Consider the following 17,813-nt stretch of genomic DNA (forward strand, 5'->3'; position numbering starts at 1 on the left):
CGAGCGCCGCCCGCGCGGCGCATCGCGGATAAATCCGCTCCCACATTTGTTGCAACGTACCTATGCCTGATAGGCCATGGTTGTCAGCCTTGGTGACACGACGCGATATCTCGGCGAGCGCTAAAAGCGGACGACCATGGCCTGACAGACCGTGGCACGTTGCAACAAATGTAGGAGCGGATTTATCCGCGATGCGCCGCGCGGGCGGCGCTCGATCTCAAAGGCGACATCTACCCAAAGGCAAGCACCCAGCAGCCTCACGCAACCTCAGCTCAACTCCAGCCAGATGGGTGCATGGTCCGAAGGCTTCTCCATCCCCCGCAGTTCATAGTCCACGCCCGCCGCCTTGATCCGCGGCACCAGGTGCTGCGAGGCCATGATCAGGTCGATGCGCAGCCCACGCTTGGGCTCATCCTCAAAACCGCGGCTACGGTAGTCGAACCAGCTGAAGCGGTCGTTCACCTCGGGATACAGATGGCGGAAGCTGTCCACCAGCCCCCAGCCCTTCAGGCGCTCCATCCACTCGCGCTCCTCGGGCAGGAAGCTGCACTTGCCGGTCTTCAGCCAGCGCTTGGCGTTGTCCGGGCCGATGCCGATGTCGCAGTCCTGGGGCGAGATGTTCATGTCGCCCATCACCAGCACTGGCTGGTCCTGCTTGAACTGGCCTTCCAGCAACGCCTGCAGGTCGCTGTAGAAGCGCTGCTTGGCCGGGAACTTGGTGGGGTGGTCGCGGCTTTCGCCCTGGGGGAAGTAGCCGTTCATGATGGTGATCGGGTTGCCGTCGGCGTCGGCGAACGTGCCCCAGATGAAGCGGCGCTGGGCATCTTCCTCATCCGTGGCAAAGCCCTTGTGCAGGCTCAGGGGGGCCTGGCGCGAGAGCAGGGCGACGCCGTAGTGGCCCTTTTGCCCGTGGTAATGCACGTGGTAGCCCAGGGCCTGCACGTCGGCCAGGGGGAACTGATCGTCGCTGACCTTGGTTTCCTGCAGGCCGATCACGTCCGGCTGGTGCTTTTCGATCAGCGCCGCCAGCTGGTGCGGGCGGGCCCGCAGGCCGTTGATGTTGAAACAGACGATCTTCATGGAAAGACAATCCCGGTAAAAGGCCGGATGCTAGCCGACATCGGCCACGATCACCAGCATGGCGGCTTTGCCGAGGCGCTGCTAACGTGCTGTCAGGGGTGAACGAAGCGCCGTGGGGCACCTCCAAGGCACTGTATGCCCATTCCAGGAGGACATCCCGCAATGCCCGAAGCCACAGTTGCCCAGGCCCGCATCTGCACGCTCGACGATGGCTACAGCCGCGAGGCCCGCTCGCTGCTGTATCACGCCTACCGCCACGAACCTACCTTTGCCTACATCTTCGAAGCCCAGCGCCCAGGCTACGAGCGGCGCTTGCGGGTGATGGTGCGCGAGTGGGTGCGCCAGCATTTCTACCTGCAATTGCCCGCCATCGGCCTGCTGCTGGATGACCGCCTGATCGCCCTGGCCCTGATCGTGCCGCCGCAACGGCGCCTGGGCGTGGCCGACAGCTGGGCCTGGCGCCTGCGCATGCTGCTGGGCACCGGCCAGCGCTGTACCCGCCGCTACATGGACTACCAGGCGGCATTGGCCAGCTGCCTGCCCACAGGCCAGGTGCACATGTTGCCGCTGCTGGGCGTGCACCCGCAGTTTCGCGGCGGCCACTACGGCGAGCAATTGTTACAGGCTGTGCACGACTGGTGCGCCGAAGACCCCAACACCCAAGGCGTGGTGCTGGATTCCGGCAACGAGCATTACCTGGCCTTCTACGAGCGCCAGGGCTACGAAGAAATTGGCGAGGTGGCGGTAGGGCCGATCCGCGAGCGGGTGTTCTTCCATCCCAACCCATTGCCTTCCATGCCCACTTCTGCCTGATGCGCGCCAGACGGCTCCCTTGAGCGGCTGGCTCTGGTAGCATGCGCGGCATGACGTATTCAGGAAGACTGACCTGGGGCCTGGTTATCTGGGCCGCCAGTTTCGCAGCATGGGGCCAGAGCGAGTTGCTGGTGCAGGTAAAACCGGCCAACAAGGCGCTCAAGGCCAATGTCGAGGGCTATATCGGCAGCCTTGGAGACCGCGATGAGGAAGCGCTGCTGCGCTTCAGTCGCGGGGCACAGGAGCAGGCGCGCAAGGCCGCGCAGGCACTTGGCTACTATCAGGCGCAGATCGACACCGAGGTCAAGCCGCCGACCAAGGCCGACCAGCCCGCAAAGCTCATCATCCACATCGACCCGGGCGAGCCGGTGCGCCTGCGCAACGTGACCGTGCGCATCGAAGGCCCGGCCAGCGAGATGAAGGCCTTTCGCGTTCCCGACAGCAAGGCCTTGCGCCCAGGCGAGCCGCTCAACCATGGCTTGTACGAGGACGCCAAGCGGCTGATCCAGAACCAGGCATCACGTTACGGCTTCTTCAGCGGGCGTTTCAGCCGCCAGCGCCTTGCGGTCGACCCGCAAGCGGGCGTGGCCGACATCGAACTGGTCTACCAGAGCGGCCCGCGCTATCGCCTGGGCGCGGTCCAGTTCAGCGGCGATTCACCGCTGGACCAGGACCTGCTGCAACGCATGGTTTCCTTCAAGCCCGGCACGCCCTATGACTCGGAGCTGATCGCCGAACTCAACAACGACCTGCAGTCCAGCGGCTATTTCGAAGGCGTGCGGGTAGATGCCGCGCCCACCGCCGCTGTGGACGAACAAATCCCCGTGGATGTGCGCCTGGACATCCGCAAGCCACGGACCATGGGCCTGGGCCTGGGCTTTTCGACCGACGTCGGCCCGCGCGCCAAAGCCAACTGGACGCGCCACTGGGTCAATGCCCAGGGCCACAGCTACGGCTGGGAAACAGAGCTGTCGGCACCCCGGCAGAACGTCGGGCTGTGGTACGACGTGCCGCTGGATCCGCCGTTGACCGACAAGCTGCGCTTCGCCGGCGGCTACCAGAACGAAGAAATTGCCGGCACCGACACCCTCAGCAAGCTGCTCACCGTCGGCCCGGAATGGCACAGCAAGTTGCCCAGCGGCTGGCAGCGGGTCATTTCCCTGAAGTACCAGCGCGAAGAGTACCGGCTGGGCGACGACTCGGGGCTGAGCAACCTGCTGATGCCCGGCGTGAGCTTTTCCTACCTGCGCAGCGACAACCGCATCGACCCGCACAATGGCTATCGCCTGCAGTTCGACACGCAGGTGGCCAAGGAAGGGCTGGTTTCCGACACCAACCTGCTGCACGGCAATGTCCTGCTCAAGGGCCTCACCACCCTGGGCCACAACCACCGGTTCCTGGGCCGTGTGCAGTTCGGTGGCAGTGCCACCAACGGCTACAAGAACAACATCCCGCCCTCGCTGCGCTTCTTCGCCGGTGGCGACCAGAGCGTGCGCGGATACGACTACCAGACGCTGTCGCCGAAGAACAGCGACGGCGACCGCATCGGTGGCCGCTACCTGGTGGCCGGCAGTGTCGAGTACCAGTATTCGCTGAGCGAAAAGTGGCGCGTGGCGACCTTCGTCGACCAGGGCAATTCGTTCAACACCCTGGAGCTGCCCAGCCTCAAGACCGGGGTCGGTTTCGGCGTGCGCTGGGTCTCGCCGGTGGGGCCACTGCGCCTGGACCTGGCCAAGGCGCTCGATGACGACGGCGGTATTCGCCTGCACTTCTCCATGGGGCCTGAGCTGTGATGCGTGTGTTGAAATTCATTCTGCTGGGCGTGCTGGGCAGTGTGCTGCTGGTGCTGCTGGGCGTGGGCCTGTTGCTCGGCACCGAAGGCGGCAGCCGCTGGGTACTGGGCAAGGTGCCGGGCCTTGCGGTCAGCGACTTCAAGGGCCGCCTGGCCGGTACCTGGCAGGCCAGCCAGTTGAGCTGGGTCGATGCAGGCACCCGCGTCGAGCTGCAGGCGCCCCTGTTGAACTGGTCGCCAGGCTGCCTGCTGCGGGCCAAATTGTGCATCGAACAGCTGCACGCCGAACGCATCGACATGGCCTTTGCGCCGAGCGATCAGCCTGCCGCAAGCGGCCCGTTGCAGCTGCCGACGTTGCGCCTGCCACTGGCCATCGAGGTGGGTGAAGTCAAGGTCGGCCAGGTGCGCCTGGATGGCAGCGACCTGCTGGGTGACCTGCACCTGGCAGCGCACTGGACGGCCAGCGGCCTGCGCATCGACAGCCTGCAACTGCAGCGCGACGATTTGCAGGTGAGCCTGCAGGGCGACCTGCAGCCTGAAGGTGACTGGCCCGTGCAACTGCAGGGCCAGGTGCAGTTGCCCAAGGTAGAAGGGCAGGCCTGGCAACTGGCGTTGACCGCCAAGGGCGCGCTGCAAAAGACCCTGGACCTCGATGCCGTCAGCACGGGCTACCTCGATGCGCACCTCACCGGCAACCTGCAGGCACTGGCCGAACACCTGCCGGCCAAGCTGCAGATCCGCTCCGAGGCGTTCAAGCCAAGCGCATCGCTGCCCGACACGCTGCAACTCAACCAGCTCAAGCTCGACGCCGAAGGCGACCTGCTCAAGGGCTATCAGCTGTCCGGCAGTGCCAGCCTGCCCGCCGAGCAGGCGCCGATCGCCCTGGCGTTGACCGGCAAGGTCGATGCCAAGGGCGCGCAACTGCAGGCCCTGGATTTGACGGCCAGCGACAGCCAGCGCGTCAAGTTGCAGGCCAGCGCCGATTGGCAGAACGGCCTGTTGGCCGACGCCCAGCTGGACTGGCAGGACTTCCCGTGGCTGCGCCTGTATCCGCTGGAAACACCGCCCCAGGTCACCCTCAAGCGCTTCAACGCCCAGGTGCAGTACCGCGATGGCAACTACCAGGGCACCTTCACCGGCGACCTCGACGGCCCTGCCGGTGCCTTCAGCGTGGCCAGCCCGTTCGACGGCGACCTGAGCCAGGTGCGCCTGCCGCAACTGGCCCTGGTTGCCGGGCAGGGCAAGGCGGCCGGCAGCGTGGCCGTGCGTTTTGCCGACACCCTGGCCTGGGATGTCGACCTGCAACTGTCGGCACTCGACCCGGCCTACTGGCTCGCCGAGCTGCCCGGTACCCTGGCGGGCCCGTTGCGCAGCAAAGGCCAGATGAAGGGCGAGCAGCTGACCCTGGACGCCCAGCTCGACCTCAAGGGCCGCCTGCGCGGCCAACCGGCGCTGCTTAAAGTCGAGGCCCAGGGCGCCGGGCAAGCCTGGACCCTGGGCGCGTTGTCGGTGCAGTTGGGTGACAACCGCATCAATGGCAGCGGCAGCCTGCAGCAGCGCCTGGCGGGCCGGGTCGACCTCGACCTGCCGCGCCTGGGGCAGCTGTGGCCCCGGCTGCAGGGGCAGGTCAAAGGCCGGCTGGATGTGAGCGGCACGCTGCAGGCGCCGCAAGGCAAGCTGAGCTTGCTTGGCCAGCAACTGGCGCAGGCGGAAAACCGCATCCAGCGCCTGGACCTGGACGCCAACCTGGACAGCGCCCAGCGTGGCCTGATCGAGCTCAAGGCCAGCGGCATCCGCCTGGGCGATACCGTGCTGGGCACCTTGAGCGCCAATGGCAAGGGCGACATCCGCCAGCAGGCACTGACCCTCGCCCTCGATGGCCCGCAGCTGAAACTCGACCTGGGCCTGGATGGCCAGCTGAGCAAGGGCGACTGGCGCGGCCGCCTGGCCAATGGCCGGGTCCAGGCCGGCGGCCAGGACTGGCAATTGCAGGCGCCGGCGCGCCTGCAGCGCCTGGCCAGCGGCCAACTGGACTTCGGCGCCCATTGCTGGCGCTCCGGCCAGGCCAGCCTGTGCGGCGAGGATCAACGCCTGGCGCCTGAACCGCGGCTGCGTTATCACCTCAAGCAGTTCCCGCTGCAGAGCCTGGCCCAGTGGCTGCCCAAGGACTTCGCTTGGCAGGGCCTGCTCAATGCCGACGTCAACTTGGACATCCCCGCCAGTGGCCCGAAAGGCACATTGAGCATCGATGCCAGTGGCGGCACCCTGCAGGTGCGCGACAAAGGCCGCTGGATCGACTTCCCCTACCAGACGTTGCGTATCGACAGCAGCCTGGCGCCACGGCGCATCGATACCCGCCTGGCGTTTCGCGGCGAGCGCCTGGGCGAGCTCAGCCTCAACACCCGGCTCGACCCGCTGGGCAAGAACAAACCGCTGTCGGGCGACTTCCGCCTGGCCGGCCTCGATGTGTCGATTGCCCGGCCATTCGTGCCGATGGTCGAGCGCCTGGCGGGGCAGTTGAATGGCAGTGGCCAGCTGTCCGGCACCTTGCTCAACCCACAGGTCAACGGCAACCTGGTGCTCAGTGGCGGCGAAGTCAGCGGCGCCGAATTGCCGGTCAGCCTGCGAGAGCTGTCACTAAAGGCCGCGATTGCCGGCGAGCAGGTGCAGCTCAATGGCGGTTGGCGCAGTGGCGATGCCGGGCGTGGCCAATTGACCGGCCAGCTGACCTGGGGCCAGGCCCTGGGCATGGACCTGCACCTGCAGGGCGAGCAGTTGCCGGTGACGGTCGAGCCTTACGCAACCCTGGAGGTGGCCCCGGACCTCAAGCTGCAGATGATTGACGACAAGCTGGCGGTGACCGGCAAGGTCCAAGTGCCCAAGGGCAAGATCACCATCCGCGAGTTGCCGCCCTCGACGGTCAAGGTTTCCGACGACACCGTGATCGTCGGCCACCAGACCGAAGAGGGCAAGGCGCCCATGGCCATGGCCATGGACATCGATGTGGAAGTGGGGCGTGACAAGCTGTCCTTCAGTGGCTTTGGTCTTACCGCCAACCTGCTCGGCCACGTGCACATCGGCGACAACATGGACACCCGCGGCGAGCTGAGCCTTGCCGATGGCCGCTACCGGGCCTATGGCCAGCGCCTGACCATCCGCCGCGCACGCCTGTTGTTCGCAGGGCCCATCGACCAGCCTTACCTGGATATCGAGGCGATCCGCCAGGTCGACGATGTGATCGCTGGCATTCGCCTGAGCGGCAGCGCCGAGCAACCGACCACCAAGGTGTTTTCCGAGCCGGCCATGAGCCAGGAGCAGGCCCTGTCCTACCTGGTGCTGGGCCGCCCGCTGGGCACGTCGGGGGAGGATAACAACATGCTTGCCGAGGCCGCGCTTGGCCTGGGCCTGGCCGGCAGCGCGGGGATCACCGGCAGCCTGGCGTCGAGCCTGGGAATCGATGATTTCCAGCTCGACACCGAAGGCTCCGGCAACACCACCAGCGTGGTGGCCAGCGGCAACCTGACGGAGAAGTTGAGCCTGCGCTATGGCGTCGGGGTGTTCGAGCCGGCCAACACCATCGCGCTGCGCTACAAGTTGAGCAAGAAGGTCTACCTGGAGGCGGCCAGCGGCTTGGCGAGCTCGCTGGATATCTTCTACAAGCGCGATTTCTGAGGGCCGTCAGCGACAGGTGGCGGCCTCGATGAACTCGTTGGTTTCCGGTGGCGGGGGTGCGGGCGTGCGGGTGGGGGTGATCAGCTTGGTGTATTCCTCGATCAGGCGGTTGAGCGCCTCCGGCGGTTCGGTGGCCTGGAACTGGATGCGGATCTGCACTTCATCGGGGTCCCGCGCCTCGCCCTGACGGCCCTGGGCACCGATGGTGACCTTGAAGTTGGCGCTGCTGGCGTTTTGCGACTCGGCCTCCAGTTGCTGGCGCGCCTGCGTGCCGTTGACGCGCACCGAGAGGTCGACCTGCATGCGCTCCAGGGCAAGGCCCTTGGGGGCTATCAGGGCGAACAGGGGCACGCGCATCACGTGCTGATCGTCCATCGCCACCTCGACCATCCTGGCTTTCATCGGCGCGCCGAGGGCCTCGCTGTCGCAATCGAAGAACTGGTCGAACAGGTTGATGTACTGCTGGGCGATCAGGCTGTTGGCAGCGGCGGCAGCCTCTTGCAGGCCGCGGGTGATATCGCGCAGGTCAATGGCAGTCATGGGGGCGGCTGGCTGTTCCAATCAACGGGCTCCTGGCTTTTCGGCACCCCGCTGAAACCAGTGGGGTGCGCAAGGGGATGGCTTTTACGCCTGGCTCGGCGCTGGTTCGGGCGCGTTCACGGCGGGCTTGCTGCTTGCCGCCTCATCTTTGAGGGTGTCGGCTGATGAGATCGTGTCCGGGCTCTGCAGGGCCGTACCTTTGACCACGGTGGGCTTGACGGCGGCGTCGGTGAGGAAGTCGATCACCCGCATCATCGCCTCGGGTGGGTCCTGGCGCCGCAAGGTGGTGCGGAAGGCGTAGCGGGCGCGGGTGTCGGTCTTGCGGGTTTGCGTCGATTTATGGCTGATGCTGCCTTTGGCATCCAGCTTGAATGGCCCCCAACCCAGCGAAGCAGCAATCTCGCCGCTCTTGTTCGATTCACTGACGTCTTCGGCCATCTGGCTGATGGTCAGCTCGAACTCGACAGTGCCCTCCTCGATGGTGATGTTGGGGTGGGTGATGGCCGCTACCAGCGGCACTTTCAGGGTCTTGCTGGCAATGCCCTGGTATTCGCCCTGTTCGTTGACGATGGTCTCGTCGTAGTCGAACTGGATGGCGACCGCCTTGCCATCCTGGATGCACACCTGCATGAGGAAGTCTGCATAGGATTTGCTGGCGGTCACCTGGGCCTGGACCATGGCTTGCAGGGGGCCGGCAATCATCCGGTCCATGGGCAGGGCATTGACGACGGAACCGATCAGGCTGGAGTCGATGGACATGGTGGGGGTTCTCTCTGTGAGTGGCTTGGGCACGACTGATAGCGGTCATGGACGGGCGCTCAGCGAACGCAAGGTTCCTGGCGGCGGATATTGCCGATTTGCCGCAGGCTCAGGCCGTACTTGTCGGCCAGCAGGCTGCGGGACAGGCCATCGGCGCTTTCTTTCTGGATCTGCAGGTTGCGCAGCTGGCGCACGAAATGGTCAGCCTTGGGGATTTCCAGGGCCACGCCGGCAAAACGCTTGATCAGCGCGTCCAGCGCTTCGCCTGGCAGCAGTTCGGCGAGCTTGCTGCGCTCTCGGTGCTTGGGGATGTACTTGGGCCTGCCGCCATAGGCGCAGGTCAGCTGGTAGGCGTTCTCGATGCCGATGCATTCGATCAGCGCCTGCAGCGAATGGGGCAGCTGGCTGATGTCGATGGCGGAGAGGTCTGGAAATTCCATGTGAGGCTTCCTCGCGGTGGATGGGGCGCGATTGCTTCGAAGGCCCGTGATGGCGGGTCGGTGGCGCCAGCGGCGGCGTGCCGTTGGCGTGGGGTTGATTCTCAGTGACCGACGAAGGCTGTCGCTAGGCGCCAAGTGGTGCGGTGCTTGTAGCCTTGGTGAGCGCAAGTTGCAGGCAGCGATTTCTCCGCGTGTAGGACATGCCCTCAAAGAGGCGCTGCAAGCCTTGATTTCTCGTGAGGTGCTTTTGCCAAAACCCTCATGGGTACCTGAACCTCTAGTTACCTGCAGGGATAGCTGCCCAGCAGGCGTGCGCTGGGGAGGTAGGCGTGCGGGCGTTCGGCCATCGCGACAGGCAGCGTGCGCCAGTCGACCTCCAGGCAAAGGGCGTAAAGCACCTGTTCACCGCGAAAGCCAATGGGCTGATCGGGGAAGTGGCGTCGGTAGCGTGCCACGCTGTCGCTCAGGGCCTGGACTTGGTCGGCCCGGGCCAGGGTGAGCTGGGCCAGTTTCGGCAACTGCGCCTGCTCAATGACGAAATGCGGCAGCGTGGCCTGCGCCTGGAAGTGGCCGGCCGCGCGGGTGCGCTGCCACATCTGTTGCCACTGGCTGGCGCCCGCGCTGGCCGCCAGTTGCTCGCCCAGCTTGAGCAGTCGCTCGGGCGCGGTGTGTCGGGGGTCGAGGGCGTGAACGGGCAGGGTGGGGAGCAGCAGCAGGATGAACAGCGCCGGTTTGAGCATGGTGGCTCCAGCATGGGTAGGGGGAAACCCATGCTTTCAGCTCGGCCGCGCCACGCTAAGCAGGAAATGCAGCGCCGGTGGCCGTGGCCGTTGTATCATTGCCGCGGCTCGCGGCGAGCCATCTGACTCCGATGTTGCAAGGACCTTTCAATGACACACGTGCAGCGCCTCAAATACTCAGTCCTGATCATCCTGGTGGTGCTGGGCCTCATGCTGGGCCTTTCCCATCTGCAGAAGCAGGGCACGATCAGTGAGCAGACTTTCCAGATGCTGGCCATCGCCATTGCCGTGGTCGTGGTGGTGATCAACGGGATTCTGCGGCGCAAGGTCAAGCCTTGACGCCTACCGGCCGGCCAGCATTGGCCGGCCGTGCCATCAGCGCGCGCAGGGTTGCTCGAGCATGGCCCGCGCCTGGGGGTCGAGGCTGTAGCACTTGTCGCTGCCCAGGCTGATCACTCCTTCCGCGCAAAGGCGCTTGAGCACCTCGCGCACGCTGAGAAACGACAGCGGAATGTCCAGTTGCTCGAGCTGTGCGTGCACCCCGCGTACACCAATGCTGCGGCCGGTGCGGTCGGCGCTGTGCAAGGCATCGATGACCTTCAGGCGGATCAGGCTGGTACGCAGGCCATAGGCACGCAGCAACTCGCGAATCAGCTCGTTGCCGACACGCTCGTCGCCGCCGCTGTCCTTGCCCAGGGCCGCTTTTGCCGGTGCCTGCCCGGTGTGCATCGAGGGTTGCGGGTTGTACATGTGAATGCTCCTTTTCGTGGACTGTCCCGAAACATGGGTGCCTCACTTAGTAGGACGAATGAGATCGGCAAATCTGCAGCCTTGGTGAAAAAAAAGATGCCTTGCCGTCTGCATAAAGACGATTGTCCTGCCTGCCCTGCGTAAAATTTTCATCCAGCCATTCGTCTGATCGGAAATGACCCCTGAATCCGAGGAATGCCCGTGTTGTCGATTTCGCGTCCCTTGACCTGTGCAGGCCTGGCGGCTGCCCTGGTCACCTCCAGCCTTGCCGCTCAAGCGCGGGAAGCCAGCGCTGATGCCAGCGCACAGATCCGCCGCACCAGTTTCGGCGTCCCGCATATCGTGGCCAAGGATGAGCGCGGCCTGGGCTACGGCATCGGCTATGCCTATGGCCAGGACAACCTGTGCCTGCTGGCCAACGAGGTATTGACGGTCAACGGCGAGCGCTCGCGCTTTTTCGGTGCCCAGGCCAAGACCCTCGAGCAGCGTGACAACCTGGCCAGTGACCTGTTCTTCACCTGGCTCAATAGCCCCGTTGCCGTGAACGCCTTCCTCCAGGCGCAGCCGACGCCGGTGCGTGATTTGCTCGAAGGTTATGCCAGCGGCTTCAACCGGGCTTTGGGCGAGCGTCGCAGCCAGGGCCTGCCAGCCGAGTGCGGGACGGGCGAATGGCTGCGGCCCATCACCAGCCTGGACCTGGTGAAACTGACGCGCCGGCTGTTGGCCGAGGGCGGCGTCGGCCAGTTTGCCGAGGCAGTGGCGGCAGCGCAGCCGCCACAGCTGGCCAGCCAGCAGCCAACGGCCAGCTTTGGGGCGGCCTTGGCGCAACAGCAGCGTTTTGCCGCCGAGCGCGGCAGCAACGCCGTGGCAGTCGGTGGGCAACGCTCGGCCAATGGCCGCGGCCTGTTGCTGGCCAACCCGCACTTCCCGTGGATGGGCGGGATGCGTTTCTACCAGATGCAACTGACCATTCCCGGCCAGCTGGACGTGATGGGCGCCGCATTGCCCGGCCTGCCGGTGGTGAACATCGGTTTCAACCGGCACCTGGCGTGGACGCACACGGTCGATACGTCCAAGCACTTCACCCTCTACCGCCTGCAACTGGACCCGAAGGACCCGACCCGCTACCTGCTCGATGGCCAGTCGCTGCCGCTGGCACGCCAGGCCGTCAGCGTGACCGTGAAGGCCGCCGACGGCACCCTCAGTCAGGTACAGCGCCAGGTCTACAGTTCGCAGTTCGGGCCCGTGGTGCTGTGGCCGGGGCGCCTGGACTGGGACACCCAGGCCGCCTACAGCCTGCGCGATGCCAACCTGGACAACACCCGCGTGCTGCAGCAGTGGTACCGCATCAACCGGGCTGACAGCCTCGATGCCTTGAAGGGTTCCATCTCGCAGCTGCAAGGCATCCCCTGGGTCAATACCCTGGCGGTGGATGAGGGCGGCCGGGCGCTGTACCTGAACCAGTCGGTGGTGCCTTACGTCGACCAGCAACTGTTGAGCCAGTGCAGCAACCCGGCCGCGCAAGGGCCGCTGGTGGTGCTCGATGGCTCGCGCAGCGCGTGCCAGTGGAAGGTCGATGCCCAAGCCGCGCAGCCGGGTATCTTCCCGGCGCACATGCTGCCTCAGCTGGAGCGCAGCGACTTCGTGCAGAACTCCAACGACCCCGCGCGCATGGCCAACCCGGCCCAGCCGCTGACCGGTTTTTCGCCGCTGATCAGCCGTGATGACCAGCCGCTGGGCATGCGCGGGCGCTTTGCCCTGCAGCGCCTGCAGGGCAACGCCAAGCTGGGCGTCGACGACCTGCAGCGCATGGTGCTGGATGACGAGGTGTACCTGGCAAGCCTGGTGCTGCCAGACCTGCTGCAGTGGTGCAAGGACGCCCAGGCGGATGTGCAGGCGGTGTGTGCAAGCCTGGCGGCATGGAATGGCAAGGCTGACCTGAACAGCGGCATTGGCCTGGTGCACTTTGGCAACATGGTCGAGGCGCTGGCCAAGCAGCCACAAAGCTGGCGGGTTGCGTTCGACCCGGCCGACCCGCAGCACACCCCGCGCGGCCTGGCGTTCGAACAGGCGGCCGTGGCCAAGTTGCTGCATGAAGCGGCGCTGGCTTCACTGCAGCAGGTGGCCAAATCCGGGGTGGATCAGGGCAGCCAGTGGGGGCAGATCCAGCAGGCGGCCGATGGTACGCCGGTGCCGGGTGGCCCGCAGGGGCTTGGAGTGTATAACGCGATCTTCAGCGTGCCGCAGGGGCCGGGCAAGCGGCTGGTGGTCAGTGGTACCAGCTACTTGCAGCTGGTCAGCTTCACCGATCAGGGGCCGCAGGCGCGAGGCTTGCTGGCGTTCTCGCAGTCCAGCGAAGCGGGTTCGGCGCATGCCAGCGACCAGACCAAGGCCTTCTCGGCCAAGCAACTGGCGCCGATGCCGTTTACCGAGGCGCAGATCAAGGCTGACCCTGAGTACCGCCAGTATGTGATCAGCGAGCGGGACAAGGGGGTTGTGGCGAGCCAGCCTTGAGCTGAGCGCCGTACCGCCTCATCGCCGGCAAGCCGGCTCCCACAGATAGACCGCATGCCTTAAACCTGCGGCGAACCTGTGGGAGCCGGCTTGCCGGCGATGGGGGCTTCAGGAGAACTCGAACGGCTCCAGGGCAAAGCCCTGGCCGTCCACCTGCAGGGTCCAGCCCCGCCGGTCCCAGTCCCCCAGCACGATGCGCCGCGCCGGCTCCCCGTCCACCACCAGCTTGTGGATCGCCGGGCGGTGGGTATGGCCGTGCACCAGCGTGCGCACACCGTGCGTCGCCATCACCTTGGGCACTTCCTCAGGCGTGACGTCGACGATTTCATTGGCCTTCATCTGTACCTTGGCGCGGCTTTCGCTGCGCAGCTTGCGCGCCAGCTTGTGGCGCGTGGCCAGCGGCAAGTGGCGCAGCACCCACAGGGTCAGCGGGTTACGCAGGTAACGGCGCATCTTCATGTAGCCGACATCGCGGGTACACAAGGTGTCGCCATGCATCAGCAGCACCTGCTCGCCGCCCAGGGTGATCACGCTGGGGTCCGCGAGCAGGGTGCAGCCGGCCGCCTTGCAGAAGTCCTGGCCAATCAGGAAATCCCGGTTGCCGTGCATCAGGTAGATGGCCGTGCCGCTGTCGCTGAGCTGGCGCAGGGCCTGGCAGATCGACTGCTGGAAGGGCGTCATGGCATCGTCGCCGATCCAGGCTTCGAAGAAGTCGCCGAGGATGTACAAGGCCGTTGCATGCCGCGCGCGGCCGTCGAGCAGATCAAGAAACGCCCGGGTAATGTCCGGGCGTTCTTCTTGCAGGTGCAGATCAGAGATCAGCAGGATCACTCAATGATCTCGGCTTTCTCGATGATCACGTCGTCTTTTGGTACGTCCTGGTGGCCGGCCTTGGAACCGGTGGCGACTTTTTCGATGGCATCGACGATTTCACGGCCTTCGGTCACTTCGCCGAACACGGCGTAGCCCCAGCCCTGCACGTTCTTGCCGCTGTGGTTGAGGAAGTCGTTGTCGGAGGCGTTGATGAAGAACTGCGCCGAGGCCGAGTGCGGCTCCATGGTGCGGGCCATGGCGATGCTGTACTTGGTGTTCTTCAGGCCGTTGTCGGCTTCGTTCTGGATGCTGGCGCGGGTTTTCTTCTGGTTCATGCCAGCTTCGAAACCGCCGCCCTGGATCATGAAGCCCTTGATCACACGGTGGAACACGGTGCCGTCGTAGTGGCCTTCCTTGACGTACTGAACGAAGTTTTCGGTGGTCAGCGGCGCCTTTTCGGCGTTCAGTTGAATGACGATGTCGCCGTGGTTGGTGGTCAGTTTGACTTTGGACATGCTGAAACTCGCTCTTTCAAGGCAATCGAAATAGGGGGCGCAGTGCGCGGGTTAACACCTGACGCAGGATCCGGCAGCCGCGACACATGGTGCGCATCGGCCATTTTGCACGGCTTGCAAGAAAACGCACCAGTTTGTCGGTGCCCGGCTGTCAGCAGCTTGACTGCTTCGGCTATGATAGGCCCTTTGATTCAATCGGCCTACCCAGGCCGGACACGTGCATTCAAGGATCCTATGAGCAAGCCCACTGCCGACAACGCGCCCAACGCCGCTGCCAAAGGCGCTCCCGCCGTCCCTGCGAACTTCCTGCGGCCGATCATCCAGGCCGACCTGGACTCGGGCAAGCACAGCAGCATCGTCACCCGCTTCCCGCCGGAGCCCAACGGCTACCTGCACATCGGCCACGCCAAGTCGATCTGCGTCAACTTCGGCCTGGCCAAGGAGTTCGGCGGCGTCTGTCACCTGCGCTTCGACGACACCAACCCGGCCAAGGAAGACCAGGAATACATCGACGCCATCCAGAGCGACGTCAAATGGCTGGGCTTCGACTGGGCCGGCGAGGTGCGTTATGCCTCGAACTACTTCGACCAGCTGCACGACTGGGCGGTGGAACTGATCAAGCGTGGCAAGGCCTATGTCTGCGACCTGACCCCTGATCAAGCCAAGGCCTACCGCGGCAGCCTGACCGAGCCTGGCAAGAACAGCCCGTTCCGCGAGCGCAGCGTCGAAGAGAACCTGGACCTGTTCGCACGCATGAAGGCCGGCGAGTTCAAGGACGGCGAGCGCGTGCTGCGCGCCAAGATCGACATGGCCTCGCCGAACATGAACCTGCGCGACCCGATCCTCTACCGCATCCGCCACGCCCACCACCACCAGACCGGTGACAAGTGGTGCATCTACCCCAACTACGATTTCACCCATGGTCAGTCCGATGCCATCGAAGGCATCACCCACTCGATCTGCACCCTGGAGTTCGAAGGCCACCGCCCGCTGTACGACTGGTTCCTCGACAACCTGCCGGTGCCGGCGCACCCGCGCCAGTACGAGTTCAGCCGCCTGAACCTGAACTACACCATCACCTCCAAGCGCAAGCTCAAGCAGCTGGTCGACGAGAAGCACGTCAGCGCCTGGGACGACCCGCGCATGTCGACCCTGTCGGGCTTCCGCCGCCGCGGCTACACCCCGGCCTCGATCCGCAACTTCTGCGAGATGGTCGGTACCAACCGCTCCGACGGCGTGGTCGACATGTCGATGCTCGAGTTCAGCATCCGCGACGACCTGGACCGCACCGCACCGCGCGCCATGTGCGTGCTGCGCCCACTGAAGGTGGTCATCACCAACTACCCTGAGGGCCAGGTCGAGCAGCTCGAACTGCCACGTCACCCGAAAGAAGACATGGGCGTGCGCGTGCTGCCATTCGCCCGTGAAATCTACATCGACCGCGACGACTTCATGGAAGAGCCGCCAAAGGGCTACAAGCGCCTGGAGCCGGCCGGCGAAGTGCGCCTGCGTGGCAGCTACGTGATCCGCGCCGACGAGGCGATCAAGGATGGCGAAGGCAACATCGTCGAGCTGCGCTGCTCCTACGACCCGGACACCCTGGGCAAGAACCCGGAAGGGCGCAAGGTCAAGGGCGTGATCCACTGGGTGCCGGCCGAGGCCAGCGTCGAATGCGAAGTGCGCCTGTACGACCGCCTGTTCCGCTCGCCGAACCCGGAAAAGACCGAGGACGGCGGCAGCTTCCTGGACAACATCAACCCCGATTCGCTGCAAGTGCTGAGCGGCTGCCGCGCCGAGCCATCGCTGGGCCAGGCGCAACCCGAAGACCGCTTCCAGTTCGAGCGCGAAGGCTACTTCTGCGCCGACATCAAGGACAGCCAGCCGGGCCGCCCGGTGTTCAACCGCACCGTCACCCTGCGTGACTCCTGGGGCAGCTAAGGAACCGCCGTGCTTAACATCTACAACACGCTGAGCAAGACCAAGGAAGCCTTCAAGCCGCTCGATGGCAACAAGGTGCGCATGTACGTGTGCGGCATGACCGTGTACGACTACTGCCACCTTGGCCACGGCCGCAGCATGGTGGCCTTCGACCTGGTCACCCGCTGGCTGCGCAAGAGCGGCTACGAGCTGACCTATGTGCGCAACATCACCGACATCGACGACAAGATCATCAACCGGGCCAACGAGAACGGTGAATCGTTCGACGCGCTGACCGCCCGCATGATCGACGCGATGCACGAGGACGAGCGCCGCCTGAACATCCTGCCGCCGGACCAGGAGCCGCGTGCCACCGACCATATCGCCGGCATGCACGCGATGATCCAGACCCTGATCGACAAGGGCTACGCCTACGCGCCGGGCAACGGTGACGTGTACTACCGGGTTGGCAAGTTCGTCGGCTACGGCAAGCTGTCGCGCAAGAAGATCGAAGACCTGCGCATCGGCGCTCGCATCGAAGTCGACGAAGCCAAACAGGACCCGCTGGACTTCGTCCTGTGGAAGGGCGTCAAGCCGGGCGAGCCATACTGGGATTCGCCATGGGGCCCGGGCCGTCCGGGCTGGCACATCGAGTGCTCGGTGATGTCCACCTGCTGCCTGGGCGAGAGCTTCGACATCCACGGTGGCGGCAGTGACCTTGAGTTCCCGCACCACGAGAACGAGATCGCCCAGAGCGAAGCGGCCACTGGCAAGCAGTACGCCAATGCCTGGATGCACTGCGGCATGATCCGTATCAATGGCGAGAAGATGTCCAAGTCGCTGAACAACTTCTTCACCATCCGCGACGTGCTCGACAAGTATCACCCGGAGGTGGTGCGCTACCTGCTGGTGGCCAGCCACTACCGCAGCGCCATCAACTACTCCGAAGACAGCCTGCGCGATGCCAAGGGCGCCCTGGAGCGCTTCTACCATGCCTTGCGTGGCCTGCCGCGGGTTGCCGCCAAGGGTGGCGAGGCGTTCGTCGAGCGCTTCAGCGTGGCGATGAACGACGACTTCGGCACGCCCGAAGCCTGCGCGGTGCTGTTCGACATGGTGCGCGAGATCAACCGCCTGCGCGACAGCGACCTGGACGCCGCTGCCGGCCTGGCTGCTCGCCTGCGTGAGCTGGGTGACGTGCTGGGCGTGCTGCAGCTGGAGGCCGATGACTTCCTGCGTGCAGGTGCCGAAGGCAAAGTCGATGCTGCTGAAGTGGAAGCCTTGATCCAGGCGCGCCTGCAGGCGCGTACGGACAAGAACTGGGCAGAGTCCGACCGCATTCGCGATCAGCTCACCGCCATGGGCGTGGTGCTGGAAGACAGCAAGGGCGCCACTACCTGGCGTCTGGCTGACTGATCGATGCACCAGGGGCCGCTTTGCGGCCCCATCGCCGGCAAGCCGGCTCCCACAT

15 protein-coding genes are annotated in these 17,813 nt (G+C 65.1%); 7 read left to right on the top strand and 8 right to left on the bottom strand.

Features of this window, described 5'->3' with window-relative positions; genetic code table 11:
* Positions 1 to 267 precede the first annotated feature (267 nt).
* On the bottom strand, positions 268 to 1,080 hold the full coding sequence (gene xthA / locus ACIPG5_RS22630; RefSeq protein WP_236236475.1) for an exodeoxyribonuclease III: 813 nt from the start codon (positions 1,078 to 1,080) through the stop codon (positions 268 to 270).
* A gap of 162 nt (positions 1,081 to 1,242) precedes the next feature.
* Between xthA and ACIPG5_RS22635 the strand changes: the two genes are divergently transcribed.
* The 3 genes from ACIPG5_RS22635 to ACIPG5_RS22645 are packed head-to-tail and all read left to right on the top strand — an operon-like array spanning position 1,243 to position 7,357.
* Positions 1,243 to 1,893, top strand: coding sequence for an N-acetyltransferase (locus ACIPG5_RS22635; protein ID WP_176517978.1), 651 nt, complete (start codon positions 1,243 to 1,245; stop codon positions 1,891 to 1,893).
* A 50-nt stretch (positions 1,894 to 1,943) separates the two neighbouring features.
* Positions 1,944 to 3,686: an autotransporter assembly complex family protein gene (locus ACIPG5_RS22640; RefSeq protein WP_314616930.1), complete on the top strand. Its 1,743-nt coding sequence runs from the start codon at positions 1,944 to 1,946 to the stop codon at positions 3,684 to 3,686.
* Positions 3,683 to 7,357, top strand: a complete 3,675-nt coding sequence (locus tag ACIPG5_RS22645; RefSeq protein WP_401378319.1) for a translocation/assembly module TamB domain-containing protein — start codon at positions 3,683 to 3,685, stop codon at positions 7,355 to 7,357. The genes ACIPG5_RS22640 and ACIPG5_RS22645 overlap by 4 nt, the downstream gene beginning before the upstream one ends.
* A gap of 6 nt (positions 7,358 to 7,363) precedes the next feature.
* Here the strand turns inward: ACIPG5_RS22645 and ACIPG5_RS22650 are convergent, their stop codons facing one another.
* The 4 genes from ACIPG5_RS22650 to ACIPG5_RS22665 all read right to left on the bottom strand — a co-directional run bounded on the left by ACIPG5_RS22650 (position 7,364) and on the right by ACIPG5_RS22665 (position 9,836).
* Complete coding sequence (locus ACIPG5_RS22650) at positions 7,364 to 7,897, bottom strand: DUF2589 domain-containing protein (RefSeq protein WP_401378322.1); 534 nt, start codon at positions 7,895 to 7,897, stop codon at positions 7,364 to 7,366.
* A gap of 84 nt (positions 7,898 to 7,981) precedes the next feature.
* On the bottom strand, positions 7,982 to 8,656 hold the full coding sequence (locus ACIPG5_RS22655) for a DUF2589 domain-containing protein (protein WP_176518277.1): 675 nt from the start codon (positions 8,654 to 8,656) through the stop codon (positions 7,982 to 7,984).
* 59 nt (positions 8,657 to 8,715) lie between these two features.
* On the bottom strand, positions 8,716 to 9,096 hold the full coding sequence (locus ACIPG5_RS22660; RefSeq protein ID WP_314616924.1) for a Mor transcription activator family protein: 381 nt from the start codon (positions 9,094 to 9,096) through the stop codon (positions 8,716 to 8,718).
* Between the two features lie 281 nt (positions 9,097 to 9,377).
* The gene (locus ACIPG5_RS22665) at positions 9,378 to 9,836 is read right to left on the bottom strand and encodes a hypothetical protein (RefSeq protein ID WP_401378325.1); all 459 of its coding nucleotides are present in this window, start codon (positions 9,834 to 9,836) and stop codon (positions 9,378 to 9,380) included.
* 150 nt (positions 9,837 to 9,986) lie between these two features.
* Between ACIPG5_RS22665 and ACIPG5_RS22670 the strand changes: the two genes are divergently transcribed.
* Positions 9,987 to 10,175 (top strand): hypothetical protein, encoded by a 189-nt coding sequence (locus ACIPG5_RS22670; RefSeq protein WP_172229109.1) that lies wholly within the window; start codon positions 9,987 to 9,989, stop codon positions 10,173 to 10,175.
* Between the two features lie 36 nt (positions 10,176 to 10,211).
* Here ACIPG5_RS22670 and ACIPG5_RS22675 read toward each other — a convergent pair whose 3' ends face one another.
* Positions 10,212 to 10,586, bottom strand: coding sequence for a fe2+ zn2+ uptake regulation protein (locus ACIPG5_RS22675; protein WP_176518360.1), 375 nt, complete (start codon positions 10,584 to 10,586; stop codon positions 10,212 to 10,214).
* Positions 10,587 to 10,781: 195 nt separating this feature from the next.
* Between ACIPG5_RS22675 and ACIPG5_RS22680 the strand changes: the two genes are divergently transcribed.
* Positions 10,782 to 13,100, top strand: coding sequence for an acylase (locus ACIPG5_RS22680; protein WP_401378328.1), 2,319 nt, complete (start codon positions 10,782 to 10,784; stop codon positions 13,098 to 13,100).
* A 108-nt stretch (positions 13,101 to 13,208) separates the two neighbouring features.
* On the opposite strand, the gene lpxH is transcribed toward ACIPG5_RS22680, so the two are convergent.
* On the bottom strand, positions 13,209 to 13,931 hold the full coding sequence (gene lpxH, locus ACIPG5_RS22685) for a UDP-2,3-diacylglucosamine diphosphatase (RefSeq protein WP_401378330.1): 723 nt from the start codon (positions 13,929 to 13,931) through the stop codon (positions 13,209 to 13,211).
* On the bottom strand, positions 13,928 to 14,428 hold the full coding sequence (locus ACIPG5_RS22690) for a peptidylprolyl isomerase (RefSeq protein WP_286913972.1): 501 nt from the start codon (positions 14,426 to 14,428) through the stop codon (positions 13,928 to 13,930). The genes lpxH and ACIPG5_RS22690 overlap by 4 nt, the downstream gene beginning before the upstream one ends.
* A gap of 234 nt (positions 14,429 to 14,662) precedes the next feature.
* On the opposite strand from ACIPG5_RS22690, the gene ACIPG5_RS22695 reads away from it, so the two are divergent.
* Both ACIPG5_RS22695 and cysS read left to right on the top strand, forming a co-directional pair.
* Positions 14,663 to 16,366 (top strand): glutamine--tRNA ligase/YqeY domain fusion protein, encoded by a 1,704-nt coding sequence (locus ACIPG5_RS22695; protein WP_236235803.1) that lies wholly within the window; start codon positions 14,663 to 14,665, stop codon positions 16,364 to 16,366.
* A gap of 9 nt (positions 16,367 to 16,375) precedes the next feature.
* Positions 16,376 to 17,758: a cysteine--tRNA ligase gene (gene cysS / locus ACIPG5_RS22700; protein WP_236193276.1), complete on the top strand. Its 1,383-nt coding sequence runs from the start codon at positions 16,376 to 16,378 to the stop codon at positions 17,756 to 17,758.
* The last annotated feature ends 55 nt before the right edge of the window (positions 17,759 to 17,813 follow it).

Source organism: Pseudomonas sp. NPDC087029, from assembly GCF_044745345.1.
Lineage (GTDB): Bacteria > Pseudomonadota > Gammaproteobacteria > Pseudomonadales > Pseudomonadaceae > Aquipseudomonas > Aquipseudomonas faucium.

Coding starts and splice junctions, on each gene's coding strand:
- xthA (WP_236236475.1), bottom strand. CDS start 1,080: ATGAAGATCGTCTGTTTCAACATCAACGGCCTGCGGGCCCGCCCGCAC.
- ACIPG5_RS22635 (WP_176517978.1), top strand. CDS start 1,243: ATGCCCGAAGCCACAGTTGCCCAGGCCCGCATCTGCACGCTCGACGAT.
- ACIPG5_RS22640 (WP_314616930.1), top strand. CDS start 1,944: ATGACGTATTCAGGAAGACTGACCTGGGGCCTGGTTATCTGGGCCGCC.
- ACIPG5_RS22650 (WP_401378322.1), bottom strand. CDS start 7,897: ATGACTGCCATTGACCTGCGCGATATCACCCGCGGCCTGCAAGAGGCT.
- ACIPG5_RS22655 (WP_176518277.1), bottom strand. CDS start 8,656: ATGTCCATCGACTCCAGCCTGATCGGTTCCGTCGTCAATGCCCTGCCC.
- ACIPG5_RS22660 (WP_314616924.1), bottom strand. CDS start 9,096: ATGGAATTTCCAGACCTCTCCGCCATCGACATCAGCCAGCTGCCCCAT.
- ACIPG5_RS22665 (WP_401378325.1), bottom strand. CDS start 9,836: ATGCTCAAACCGGCGCTGTTCATCCTGCTGCTGCTCCCCACCCTGCCC.
- ACIPG5_RS22670 (WP_172229109.1), top strand. CDS start 9,987: ATGACACACGTGCAGCGCCTCAAATACTCAGTCCTGATCATCCTGGTG.
- ACIPG5_RS22675 (WP_176518360.1), bottom strand. CDS start 10,586: ATGTACAACCCGCAACCCTCGATGCACACCGGGCAGGCACCGGCAAAA.
- ACIPG5_RS22680 (WP_401378328.1), top strand. CDS start 10,782: ATGCCCGTGTTGTCGATTTCGCGTCCCTTGACCTGTGCAGGCCTGGCG.
- ACIPG5_RS22690 (WP_286913972.1), bottom strand. CDS start 14,428: ATGTCCAAAGTCAAACTGACCACCAACCACGGCGACATCGTCATTCAA.
- ACIPG5_RS22695 (WP_236235803.1), top strand. CDS start 14,663: ATGAGCAAGCCCACTGCCGACAACGCGCCCAACGCCGCTGCCAAAGGC.